The 12,422-nt window shown below is 36.2% G+C and carries 14 protein-coding genes; 1 reads left to right on the plus strand and 13 read right to left on the minus strand.

Annotation, left to right across the window (positions count from 1 at the left end; genetic code table 11):
- From ABMA79_RS12095 to ABMA79_RS12105, 3 genes are all read right to left on the minus strand, one after another.
- On the minus strand, nt 1-561 hold the full coding sequence (locus tag ABMA79_RS12095) for a hypothetical protein (protein ID WP_393092876.1): 561 nt from the start codon (nt 559-561) through the stop codon (nt 1-3).
- The gene (locus ABMA79_RS12100) at nt 551-1,327 is read right to left on the minus strand and encodes a hypothetical protein (RefSeq protein WP_393092879.1); all 777 of its coding nucleotides are present in this window, start codon (nt 1,325-1,327) and stop codon (nt 551-553) included. Before ABMA79_RS12100 ends, ABMA79_RS12095 begins: the two co-directional genes overlap by 11 nt.
- Before the next feature lie 212 nt (nt 1,328-1,539).
- Nucleotides 1,540-2,091, minus strand: a complete 552-nt coding sequence (locus ABMA79_RS12105) for a hypothetical protein (RefSeq protein ID WP_393092882.1) — start codon at nt 2,089-2,091, stop codon at nt 1,540-1,542.
- A gap of 181 nt (nt 2,092-2,272) precedes the next feature.
- Here ABMA79_RS12105 and ABMA79_RS12110 point away from each other — a divergent pair, with 181 nt between their 5' ends.
- Nucleotides 2,273-2,935: a hypothetical protein gene (locus tag ABMA79_RS12110; protein ID WP_393092885.1), complete on the plus strand. Its 663-nt coding sequence runs from the start codon at nt 2,273-2,275 to the stop codon at nt 2,933-2,935.
- Nucleotides 2,936-2,959: 24 nt separating this feature from the next.
- Here the strand turns inward: ABMA79_RS12110 and ABMA79_RS12115 are convergent, their stop codons facing one another.
- The 10 genes from ABMA79_RS12115 to ABMA79_RS12160 form a co-directional block, all read right to left on the minus strand.
- Nucleotides 2,960-3,964 carry a tyrosine-type recombinase/integrase gene (locus tag ABMA79_RS12115; RefSeq protein ID WP_393092887.1) on the minus strand — a complete coding sequence of 335 codons (1,005 nt, stop codon included), beginning with the start codon at nt 3,962-3,964 and terminating at the stop codon, nt 2,960-2,962.
- Nucleotides 3,964-4,581, minus strand: coding sequence for a hypothetical protein (locus tag ABMA79_RS12120; protein WP_393092889.1), 618 nt, complete (start codon nt 4,579-4,581; stop codon nt 3,964-3,966). The genes ABMA79_RS12115 and ABMA79_RS12120 overlap by 1 nt, the downstream gene beginning before the upstream one ends.
- Nucleotides 4,582-4,764: 183 nt before the next feature.
- Nucleotides 4,765-5,364: a hypothetical protein gene (locus tag ABMA79_RS12125; protein ID WP_393092892.1), complete on the minus strand. Its 600-nt coding sequence runs from the start codon at nt 5,362-5,364 to the stop codon at nt 4,765-4,767.
- Nucleotides 5,365-5,534: 170 nt separating this feature from the next.
- The gene (locus ABMA79_RS12130; RefSeq protein WP_393092895.1) at nt 5,535-6,452 is read right to left on the minus strand and encodes a hypothetical protein; all 918 of its coding nucleotides are present in this window, start codon (nt 6,450-6,452) and stop codon (nt 5,535-5,537) included.
- 88 nt (nt 6,453-6,540) lie between these two features.
- Entirely contained in the window at nt 6,541-7,134 is a 594-nt protein-coding gene (locus ABMA79_RS12135) for a hypothetical protein (protein ID WP_393092898.1), read from the minus strand.
- Nucleotides 7,135-7,171: 37 nt separating this feature from the next.
- On the minus strand, nt 7,172-7,771 hold the full coding sequence (locus ABMA79_RS12140; RefSeq protein WP_393092900.1) for a hypothetical protein: 600 nt from the start codon (nt 7,769-7,771) through the stop codon (nt 7,172-7,174).
- Nucleotides 7,771-9,351, minus strand: coding sequence for an FG-GAP repeat domain-containing protein (locus ABMA79_RS12145; RefSeq protein ID WP_393092903.1), 1,581 nt, complete (start codon nt 9,349-9,351; stop codon nt 7,771-7,773). The genes ABMA79_RS12140 and ABMA79_RS12145 overlap by 1 nt, the downstream gene beginning before the upstream one ends.
- A 25-nt stretch (nt 9,352-9,376) precedes the next feature.
- Nucleotides 9,377-10,717 (minus strand): cytochrome P450, encoded by a 1,341-nt coding sequence (locus ABMA79_RS12150; RefSeq protein WP_392860722.1) that lies wholly within the window; start codon nt 10,715-10,717, stop codon nt 9,377-9,379.
- An 11-nt stretch (nt 10,718-10,728) separates the two neighbouring features.
- Nucleotides 10,729-11,661: a hypothetical protein gene (locus ABMA79_RS12155; RefSeq protein ID WP_393092906.1), complete on the minus strand. Its 933-nt coding sequence runs from the start codon at nt 11,659-11,661 to the stop codon at nt 10,729-10,731.
- A gap of 131 nt (nt 11,662-11,792) precedes the next feature.
- The gene (locus tag ABMA79_RS12160) at nt 11,793-12,395 is read right to left on the minus strand and encodes a hypothetical protein (RefSeq protein ID WP_393092908.1); all 603 of its coding nucleotides are present in this window, start codon (nt 12,393-12,395) and stop codon (nt 11,793-11,795) included.
- Nucleotides 12,396-12,422: the final 27 nt, after the last annotated feature.

A 12,422-nucleotide genomic window follows, 5' to 3' on the forward strand; every position in this document is an offset into this window, starting at 1 on the left:
CTAAATAAGCTTCTTATCATACGCAACCTGTAGACTGCGCTCTACTAGATTGTTCACAACCTCACCAGACGGGTTGATTTGAAACGGCATAGCGAAAGCGAAGATCAGCTGAAAGTAAGTTTCGAGACCGTCGGCAACACTAAAGCGATCAATTTCATTTCCTTTAGCATCTTCAACGATTGTAGTGGCCCTAAGCCATGTGGTTTCCTTGGCCGGAATAACTGTTAAAGTCAAAGCAGATAGGAATGAAGCAGGGCCGCTCTCTTGATAGACCTCTATTGTGATCTTAAGTCTGCGACTTTCCTTTCTATTCTTACAATTTTTTAAGCTACAGATTTCAAAGTCCTTAAGCTCGACCGGATTAAGTCCCAGCGAAACACCAAGAGGCTTCGTACTACGTTTCCCAACAGCGTAGCCATTATAATAGCGTGGGATGACCAAAACCTTTGCATAGCGACTCTTATCGCGTTTATAGCGGGCCTCATTTTCAGCACTCAGTTTCTTTGTTGCACAAGATAGTGATGAGAATAATATGATAAAAAGTAGCAGCTTAGACTTCATTTTTTTGTCCCTTTTTCTTATATTCTTCCAGGTCAGTTATAATCGTATCAATTAAGACCTTCTTATAGAGTTTAAACTCTGGACCTTCATAGATTTTGATAATTTTCTCTATGTCTTCATCTTTAATATTTTTGATGACAAGAAAGTAATATGGTAACGATATTTCTTTCGAAACCTTCATCATGCTAGAGAAGTTAATCTTTAGAAATGTTTTTGTTTCGTATTCAGGAATCTTATCAGTCATTCTTTTTAAAACTTCATCGGCAACACTAAAAGAAAGCTCTAGATCTAGGATTTTTTTGGCATATGCAATTTTCTTCTTGTTTGCTTTTTGGTCAACTTTCTTGAAGCTGTTTGCAATCTCATTCGTATTCACGTTATTATAGAAGTTTCGTTTATGATCATAATTCTTCCAAGCAGGGTAATCACTTAGCTTATAAGCGAAACTATAAGTCTCATCCCTTTTCGTTTTTGACTTGAGGTTTTGTTTATACTTTGCATATAATTTATCGGCATCCAAAGTACTATAATATAAATAGGTCGGGTTATTCTTAAGCTCAGGGTATTTTGATACAGGGATTTGCGAATACTGATATTTCACATTGGCCAACATTCTAAAATAATCAATAGAAAAAGATCGATAAGCAGTTACATTAATAAGTCTTTCGTGATCTAAAACTTCAAGTGGCCTACGAGACGGATTTGAGCATGAGCTAAGTCCTAAGATAATAATCGCAACAAATACAAATAATCTTGTATATTTCAAGAACTCCCCCTTAAGAAAACAATAACTTAATCTTAACCTCGTTTAGAGCTCTAGAGTATCAATTCATAATGATAATAAGACTGCTTTAGCTTCTTTTAAAGTTACCAAGCTAAGTAACTGGAATATTTTGTTGGCCTTAAATCTTGTATTACAGGAGAGTTATTTTTGATTGCTACTAAAGCGGAAAAAGCTGCCAATTTTCTAAGTTTCTCTCATGGGATAAGCCCAATCTTTCGTTCTAAACTTCTGTCATGTTGGAAAAACTTTACTTGGCTACGATAGAAGTCCACCACAGTTTTCTCCATTTCTGGATACACACTCTCCGCTAAGAAGTTTTCTAACTCTTGGGACTTGATCTGCATATCAGGCTTATCCTGCACATACTTAAAGTAAATTGTCTCCTGTACTTTCTTATAGCTGAAGTCGAATTTAATATTCTCTGCTGGCTGTAGGCTTTTATTACCATCCATGTGAAGCCTAAGTAAGATTGAAAAAATCCAATAACCATTTTCAGCAAGCTTTACTGCCCCGTGAGGCGTATAGGAGACGTCCTCATCAATAGGTGAAAAATATTCTCCTTCATCTTCTTCACTAAACTGAATCGTTGGGACAAGCTTGATTAAGTCATATTCATTCTCAGCAATTCCTAAATGATTTTTAAAACCTTTAAATAGGATTGTTGCAAAATGAGAGGCATCATCGTGAGTTTTGAAGAACAGCTCACGTGACTTCTTGTATTCACTACATAGATCTAGGTATGACATGAAGGATTTATCGGGATCTTATAAACATCTAAGTACTTAAAAATTCTTAAAAAATTGTAAAGCTTACACACTTTTTGAAAACGTCACCTCATGTAAATGAGTAAAATCCAACTATCGATTACTTTGTCCTCACACAAAAACAAACAAAACAAAACATGATTATAAAAACGAGGAGAAAAACATGAGAAAATTATTATTAGCACTTGCACTAGTATCAACACTATCAGCATCTGTTTCAGCTAATTGTGTAGGAATTTATGAAAACATCACAATTCAACACAATGAGAAAGCTTCTAAAAACGTCTTAGCTGTTATGGGGAGTGAATATAAAGATATGTTTGAATTTCTATGGGCAAGTGGAGATGCGTACTCAATTATTGTATCGCCACTTGCTGCAGTATTGGTATCACCAATTGTTCTTTATAAGTCGATTCATTACAAAGGGACGTATAAATTCTATAAGAGATTTGTGTCAACAATGAACGAAAATAGTGAAGACCATAAGAAAGATTTTAAAAAATTTAAACGCTCGGTTGCAAAACGTTTTAAAATTTCGAATGAAGAATTCCTTGATGTATTAAAGGACCTAAATGACAGCAGATCACTTTGTGAAGGGTATAAGAGAAATACAGTTTTAACTGAAGAAGGTATCGCTTACTTAGAGTCAAGAGGATATAAGACATTTCTTCAAGCAGCTCTAAACGGGAAAAGAGATCCTGAAACATTTAGAGAGTTACAATCAAATCCAAGATACTTCACAGTTGTTTACGGCGGAGTAATTGATGCATATGATTTTAAAAAGATCGTAAGAGCAGAAATTGAAGCTCGTGGTTACGAAAAATAATTAATAAATTAGAAGGCCTCGACTTTAGTTCGAGGCTTCTTCGTCTTCTTGTTTATCATCGAGATAATTCACAATATTTGCAATTTCATTAATCTTTTCTTTTCGACGTTTATTATACAAAAAAGTCATACGCGGGTCAGAGTGCCTTGCATACGTTGCCTGATCCTCAAGGCTTGCTCCATTCTCGTAGAGATTACCAATGCCTGTCGCACGTGATGAGTGGGGTGAGATCTTATGCTTGATTCCTGCAAGCTTGGCATATTTTTGAAAGATTTGATCAATGGTATTTCGATTAAGAGCTTTAAGTTCCTGAGACTTACGGCCAGAGGTAAACAAAGGCTCATTTTCATGGAAATCACGGCGAGCACTAAAAACTTCCATATAGTGCTTGATATCACCGAAGGTTTCATCTGAGATATAAACCTTCTGCTTCTTGCCACCCTTACTTCGTACATGAAGATAATTGCCAATATTATCACTAGCAAAGTCCCCTACTTTAAGTGCAATTAATTCCGACTTCCTAAGTAAGGTATAGAACATCACTCTTAAAATCGTATAGTGAAGAACACCACTTAGATTATAGCTACCATCGCGGTTGTTTTGATTCACACTTTCAAAGAGGTCCATAACTTCAGATGCACTAAGATCATTGGTTTTAACTTCCATGACGACCTTTGGGCGAAAGACTCCAGTTGCAGGGTTTTTGTAACAAAGCTCTTTTTCAACTAAGAAGTCAAAGAAGCGCTTTATAGACGACAGATGTCTTGCCACGGTGGCATCTTTTAACTCTTCGTTTTTTAGAAGATGGTCTCGGTAGGCCGAGATATGCCTCTGGGAAACATCAGATAGGCTTGAGAAGCTCTCAAATCCTTTTAGAAACGTTAGAAACTTCTTAAGATCACGTCTGTAGGCATCTCTAGTGTGGGCCGAATTAGACTTGGTTAGAAAGTCTTCAAAGATATCATTAATTTTTGCATTAGACCTAGCTGGCCTTATGGCCCTTGATCTTGAATAGCTTACCCCAACCATTACTGAAATGATCCTTTATCCACAGTATGCTTATAGCTCTTAGACCATGACTCGAGTGCTTCAAGAAGATTTTCCTTAGGCGAGATAACCCAAGTGTTAATTTGGGCCAATTCTTTCTTTGTAAAGGCCTCTAAAAGATCATCCTCATCAAACATAAATTCAAAGTGAAGTCTCTTAAAGATATGGCGCCCTTTAAGCACACGATCTTGGTAGTACTGGGCCTGTGAGATACGGCCATGTTTCTTATTAGAGATCAAGAGCTCTGTATCATCAATAATAAGATCAAAGAGGTTTCTAAGTTTTGTCAGTAGCCTCTTCTTACGAGATAGCTCCTTATCATATTGCTCAACTAATGCTTTTAAGATTGTTCCAAGCCCAGGCTTTTTTCTCGTAACTTTTGAGGCCACAAGATCATAGGCCCAAGTAATATACTTGGACTTAATCATCAGTGTCTTGTGAATAACGTCGTCATTTGTATGCTTGTGCGCGTACTCACTTTGATTGGCCCCACTTGAGAGAACAATCATATCGTATTCATCGTATGTCGGTTTTGTATTATCGATTAAAGGTGTCGATGCTTGAGATATCCTTCCTGACAGGGATCTAAGCTGTTTCATAAGCGCTCCTTGCTTATTTTAATTTTATCATTCACATGGGTCATATTTCAATTTTTCCCCACGTTGAATTTTATTTTTTTATATCTAAGCATAACTCCAATTATGCCCATATATAAAACATGTTACTTTAAATATAAAAACATGTCATGTTTTCGAGATCAAAATTTGTCACGGTAAATATTTTTAAGCGACATTAAATTTATCATCTGAACTTTTCTGGTGCTGATTCATGCGCTCATCAACATCTAATAACCACATAAGCCTGATTCCTGAGATGATTAAAACGACTCGCACAAAGCTGTGTAGATAAATTAACGGTGCGAATGCTTGATAACGGAGCTCATTGAGACTTGTCAGGTTTAACGCCATAAAAACCAATGCTGCTAATATTGTCATGGCGGTTGTTATGCGTGGCCTTCTAAACTTAACAAGACATACACATAAACTCATATAAACTGCTATCATGACGACAGAGACAAAGAACTCAAAATTAGGCTTCATCCCTTGAAAGAATAAAATGATAAATGCGATGGCCGCCCAAAGTGAATGGCCAGTTAACATTGAAGCACATACTAAGCGCCACTTTGTGATTTGATTTTTATCAGATCTTTCGGCTTCATTTGGCTCAAGCCTATTATGTATGAAGACAATCAAGACAAATGAAAGAATCATTAGCAAGAACGGGATCATTGGTGTGAGGCCAAGATACTTTGCACAGACAAAACCAAATACTCCACCAATACCCGACATAAGAACATTGGTCGGTCTTTGTGCTTTATTCATAAACTCTCCCTACATAAACAATTATTAAATGAGAAAGACTTTATTCAAAATTGTGTTTTGTTTAATTTTGCTAAGTAGCTACTTCATTCTAAAATTAGGATAGTTAGATGAGATGGCCAAAGCTTCTCTTAATTCTAGAAACTCGTTATCTAAAAAAAATCTGCCAATATTTAGCGACACTCATCGTAAACAAGATACTTACTAAAGGCCGCATACTTTTCGCCTACAGCAAGACATTGATCACTTACAACAGGACACGACATCGGAATTTGATCCATGGCCTTCTTGATATTCTTGCGCATAAATTTTGAAGTATAAGTATTGCAATTTACTCCTTCATCCATACCATCATCAACAAAGTCGGCCATATCAATTTCACGAGTTGCCTCAAATTTTCCATCGATACACTTAATAACGGACGTACCTTCTAGATTCTCTTGAGTCAAAGGATCGACTCCCTTGCCAAAGAGAACTTGATAAAAGCGCATACCTTGGAAATTTGCGACTAGATCACCATTAGAAATAATTCCATTAAAGAAGCCGCCCCACATGATATTTTCTGCATTCTTTCCATAGTGAATAATCTCTTTAATAGATAGGCCGTGCTCGAGTTTTCGAAAGTAGAGATAACCAACATTAAACAGATGACTAAATTTATCACTTCCAATAAGAGCATCATTGACCTTAAGTAACGGAGAGTAAGGCGTTAGGTTTAAAATTGGCTTATAGATAAGAGGAATATAGCGAAAGATCGATTCACTTTTTTTGGTTTTTACCAAGTACTCTTTTCCAATTCTTCCCTTGTCGATATAGCGTTGAATGGGAGCACTAACAAAGAATCCCTTAAAGCTTGCCACTAGTTTTTTCTTAACCTTTCGTCGCATGGTATAGGAGCTACATGTTTGATTAAAAATCCTATCTGCATGATTGGCCTCGGCCACAGCGTCCCTGATTCTATCATTAACATAGGCGTTAACTTTGTCTAAGGCATCGGCCTTCTCGTAGGCCTGCTGGCGATGAGTGAAGCTATCGACTTCCAGAGCAAAGGTACTAAAACTAACAAGAAATATTAAAAGTTGAGCTTTCATTCAAAAAGCCTAGCCCATTGAGGACATTGTCAGTATTTAAGAATTCTTAATTTATAACTGCGTATATTATTAAAAGCCTGGGGAAACACTATATATCCTTACCTTCTTTTTTAACCGAAAGAACACCAGACTCAAAAGGATCATTTATATTGATAAAGTAATAACATTTCGAATTATCAATCATAAAGCCATTGGGAGTTTTAGAAGACATTTGCATTCTCCAACCACGGGCCAAGATGGGCACATCGACTTTTATTAAAGCACCCTTGGTATCGTAGTAGAAATTTACCATCGTCATCTTTAGAAATGTTGGATCATCGCGAAGCTCGCTTCCATGTAAAATATTGAAGGTATAGACCATTCCTGTGGCCTGCTTTGCTTTTAACACATAAGCATGCTCTGGAATTGCAAAGTAGTAAAATGCCCTTTCAAAGTCCTTGATACACATATCCTGTTGCCCAAAGCGATTCTCAATCATCCCAAGATTATCGCGGGCCTCAATTCCCCTATCACGCCAGTTTTGATCAAGTCTTTCATAATCAGAGAGCTCTTCGGAGCTGGGGTTTCTTTTTATTTCATTGGCCGTTTCCTTCGCCTTTTCTTTCTCATTACTCGAGCATGAGAAGGCCGAAACCAAGATAAAAGAAATCATAAATATAAGGAGAGTGAGATACTTAATCATAAGAAACTCATCGGGCACGAAAGAATTTAGACAACGATTAAAGAACTCTTTTAAGAATATTTAACCCATTAAATAGGCCTTTAAAATTCTTAGACTCTGGTTCAGCTCTGAGCTTAGAAGCAAATCCATGATTAAAGCAGAATTGATTATTAATTTTTGCCTTAACGCCGATCCTTCCAATCTTCTTTTGAAGAAATGTCTTTGACGCTCCATTTGGGTATTGAATCTCATCCCATTGCTTCTTTAAGGGCATAAGTGAGTACATATCTAATTGATATTCTTTTTGCATATACATAAGCTCACGGTAAAAGCATCGCAAGGCCTTAACAGAGTCAGTATTTGTTTGCTCATTATCAATTGTGTATAAGTCCTCAATTGAAGCGATTACTTTTTTAAGTGAAGACTTTAAAAGTAATTTAGATTCTGCACTGATATCCATAGTAGAAGCTTCCTTTAATAGCTCTTCCAATGGCCTTTGTGCATAATCTGCAATTTGATTTTCATCAGAATCTTTAAAAATATTGAGATCAAGTAGCTGAGTGTCTACGTATTCTTTATATTTACCGAAGCCAATGGCCACAGCAATGATAATAATGAAAACAGCTGACAACGAGATTAGTATTTTATTTTGTGACATTAGTAATAATCTTCTTCATTTTTTAGAGAGTCACGAATTTTTTGGAGCTCAAGAGTATGCTTAGTCCCAAGTCCTAGGTGATCATTTAAGTATAGATCATCGATAATGATACTTAAAGAATCTTTTACATTAGATGCATAATAATCATTGTACAAATCAGTGTCATTCATTCTTTTACTTAGATTTTTTTTGATCGAATCAATATTATCTTTTAAGAGATTAAGCGTTTGTTGAGGATCTTGTTTGATATACGCTTCATGAAAAATCGATGCAACAACACGGCCAGAAGGGTAGGCCACGTAATCAGCAGAGCTATCCGCTTCAATTTTATCAATGAGATCATTTGCCATTTCATTGCCATACATTTTCTTATCCCAATCAGAAATAATGAGAGTCGATAAGTGTAGACCTATAGGATTAAAGTACTCACCTTGCGAACTTGCTAATAGGACCTGGGCCTCTAAGCTTCCTGGATTTTCTTTAATATAATTGATTGTTGCTCTTATTCCATTTCTTGTTAAATAGGCCTGTTTTGAATAATCCAAAAAGTCTCTTACATAGCGAATATCGTTTTCATTAACATAATCACCCTGACAAACACGACAAGCGGCATCCACTCGTGCATTCTCCTCGTCTCCCTTATAAGACAAGCAACAGTCTTCACAAGCATACGAAAACTCGAATCCTTCTCCATGAGAGTAACCTAGGTTATGGAGCTGTTCATGAAAGAGTGTTTTTCTAAGCTCCTTTCTTTCTGCGTCTCCTTCTGGAGTGAATTCTAAAGAAGATGGCTGACTTGGGTTAATGGCCATATAAGGATGCTTTACTTTGCCACCGAAGGTCGCTTGCGTTTCTTCTGAAACTGAAGCATAGGCAAGGGTGCCTTCCCAGTAAGCAGGATCATCTGACTTGTCGGTGCACATAATCGTGACTTCATTATTCTTTAGTAGCTCTTCAAGTTCATAAGCAATACGAGTTGAACCGACAGGCTTCTTTAGGTTCTTGCCTAATTTCTTTAAACAAGCAATGCCGTCATCAATTGAGCTCTTTAAAAAATTTGGAAAATCCTGGCCCCATTTTGAAAGACAAGCATTTTCAATTCGATACCCAAAATCTGTAGGGAGGAAACCATCATCAAAGCTTGCGCTCACTTTATTAACAAGAGAAGATAGTTCGCCTATAACAGACTTTGCTTGAGGTAAGTGACATTCTTGTTTTTGAATAAAGCTTTGTGTGTCTTTATATTTGATTTCAAAGACTCCATCGAAGTCCTTATCAACTTCGATTGTTGCCTGAAATTGTGAATCATTTAACTTTCGATAACTAACCTTTCGATCGATTTTTCCATCACCATTGATATCTTGAAGAGTTTGCTTGTAGATACCTTTTAGTTTGAACTTAGTGATAAATTCAAATTTACCGTCACCATTTCGGTCTTCTTGGATTTCAATAAGTTCTTTTCCACGACGAGTTTCAATACGATCGACTTTGCCATCTTTATTGATATCAATTTTTTTTCGACTCAGATTCTGGGCCGCAAATGAATTGAGAAATAGTAAGGTAATTAGGAAGTATTTCACTCCTTAATCTTAACATAAAATAAATTTATCGACGGATAAATTCTAAAGAAATTTCGCGGTCACTACTAAATACAAATTTCTGCTTAGGCTTCACTTTGCTTAGATCACAGGCCGCTTTTATACGATAACTTCTTAAAATATGAGCAAGAATGAGCTTTACTTCAATACTGGCCATCTCGCGTCCAAGACAAGTACGTGTTCCAGTCGAATACGGTATATAGGCCTTTCTTTGTTCACTAGATAAATTATTAAATCGGTGTGGGTTAAATTGATTATGATCCTCTCCCCAAATCTCTTGATTATTAAGGATTTTACCTAGTAGAGAAAAGACAATTGTTCCTTTTTTTACCTTAAAGCTTATATCTCCATCGATTAACTCTTCATCTTCTGCGGCCTCTCTAAATAAGATAGGGAAGGCCGGCCTTAAACGCAATGTCTCTGCCACATAGTTTTCTAGTAGCTGATTTTTAATGATAGAGTCTGAATTGCTCAGATCTAACGTACTCAATTCTTTATATAATTCATTTTGAAGTTCTTCGTTTTGTGCAAGAAAGTAAAGGGCCCACGTAAGAGAAACTGCTGTTGACTCAAATGATGCTCCAACCAGTCCATAAATTTGTCCAATAATTGCTTCTGTATCAAGGCCTTGATTCTTTAAGTGAGTAATTAGGGTATAGCTAGATGTCCCTTTTTCAACTTTTTGACGAACAAATTGTTTACCTTCTTTGATAAATTTAGAAAAACGAAGATTACTCAATGTTGGTAGGTACTTCCACATTGGCCCATAATTCATACGTTTTGTTAGTTCGGCAATCAGAAATTTTTGAAAGTAATAAAAGCTATCACAGTCAGCTTTAGAATTAGTGACTTCTTCTTTTTGAATTTTAAAATCGTGTTCGATAAAGAATTCACTTGTGATAGCCAGTGCGATCTTTCCCATTAAGACTTCAACATCATCAACAAGAGAGTTTTCTCCAAATAGAGGAAGATCTTTTTCAAGCCTACGATTTGTAATTGAATAGAGGTTCTCAAGTACTTTGGGAGTAAAAAAGTGGACTAACTCCCCTCTTAAGTCTTGCCATTGTTTACCATCAGCATCAAGTATTGAGGCCCTGCCTTTATTAATATGTTTAATCTCGTTAAGGGTGCTTCCTTTTAAGAATGTATTTCTCTTCTTAACAATAACATCTTTATAGAGATCATAATTTCCAATAACCACAATATCTTTGTTAAAAATTTTAAAACGATATGAATCACCAAGTTCATTACTTTTTTCATTAAGTTGTTTAAAAAGACAATCTTTGAAGTTTAACTCTCCAATACTGCCGATAATTGGTAATGTTTTTAAGCTTGGTATCGTGCTCATATAACCTTCTTCTAAAGACCTAGAATATCGCCAAGACGATCTAAAATTCCACGTGCCGAATCGCTAACAGGTTTTTTAAGTCCATATTCAACTGTGCGTGGAGAGATAACGAAGCCGAATACTTCATATTCTCTAGCATCTAATTCAATAGGCTCGTCCTGAATACATGCTTTTTCAAGTTCATCTAATTTAATTGTTCCAGTTTTTAAATAATTCTCAACACAATTTTTCTCTTCTTTAGTGTTAATTGCGGCCGTTAAGAGAACCATTGAAAGATTAGGTGCAGGATACTTCATATCAAGCTCACCTTTTCCAACATAATTTCTTAAAACAGATAATCCAATCTGAGACTCTTCTTCAGAATTAGATGTATAGGCGGAGCAAGCAGCGATGCTTGCAACTTTAAAAGAAGAATAGCTCGTAGCATAAGTCACACAAGAAAATTGAGTTTCAGTTGTAATCTTATTACAGTATTCGACGACTTTATCATCGATATTATAATCTTCCTTAAGATAATCAACACATGCCGGAGATGGATCAATTAGACCGGCCTTAACTTTTTGAATGATGAGTTCCTTCTTATTCACTCCAATACATTCTACATCTGCATCCACTGAACAATAGGCCATGTCACCTGCGATATAACAATCAGTATTGCTGAAATCGATTCTCTCATTATTGTCACAAATTCTCTTAATACTATAAGTCGCGTTGGCCTTGGCCTTCTTTGTTGCTGAAAATTTCGCCTTTGTCTCAGCAAAGAGTTTTCCTTCAACTTTAGACTCTCCCTGCGCACGTAGGCTTAAGTCTGCGCGATCACCATATTCATGTAAACGAATCTCCTGGTACTCAACACTATCCATGGCCTGGTCTGCGATAGAGATCGCTGCCATACTTGTCCAATGGAGCATAAGAAGTGCGATAATAGATATAGTCTTTTTCATAGTATTACCCTTTCAGAATCGTATACTTAAAGGCCAGCTGTTCAAAAAATGAACGCTCTATTGCCTATAAAGTGCTAAATTCTTTAACAAATTACTTATTCAGGGTAATAAATTGCAAGGTATGGGCCAAGTTAGAAATTTGTTTCGTAGCCACTTTCTTTGAATTCAAGTTCACGCCAAACACTATCCCAATCCCCTTTCAGTAGAGTCGTAGGTGTTAGCCTTGATTCGTTTGGTGAAGAATCACTAAGTTCGTATTTTTCAATACCAGAAATAAGAGTAAGCTTATCTTTATCAAATTCGATATAGAAGTCTGATTTAAATGAGTGACCTTTTTTGGTCTTACCTTTTATAAGAACAAGAAGGTAATCACTAGTCTTACACTCCTTCCCAAGTCTAAGCAAGAGTTCACTCTTTGCGTCGTTATAGGTCTTTCTAAGGTCACCAAGACTGATTCGCTTCTTACCAATTATTGGAAAGACAATATTTTCTTTTAAAAGGTAGGAAACTGTTGTCGGTTTGTCTGGGTAGTTAGAGTAATATTCTTTAAAGCACTTCTTATTGAAGAAACTTCCTCTCGTGGTTGCTGCGAGTTGCCCTCTCACTTCAGATATATGATCAATAATATGGTCATTTGAGTAAGTTGAATATTCGAAGAAATCAACAACAACCTCACCTGCAAATATAGAGGAGCTGTATATTAAAATGAATATTAACTTTGCATAATTTCTCACAATACTCTTTATTTACCATAAAAATCT

Source organism: Halobacteriovorax sp. HFRX-2_2 (assembly GCF_043196705.1).
In the GTDB taxonomy this organism is placed as follows: Bacteria; Bdellovibrionota; Bacteriovoracia; order Bacteriovoracales; family Bacteriovoracaceae; genus Halobacteriovorax_A.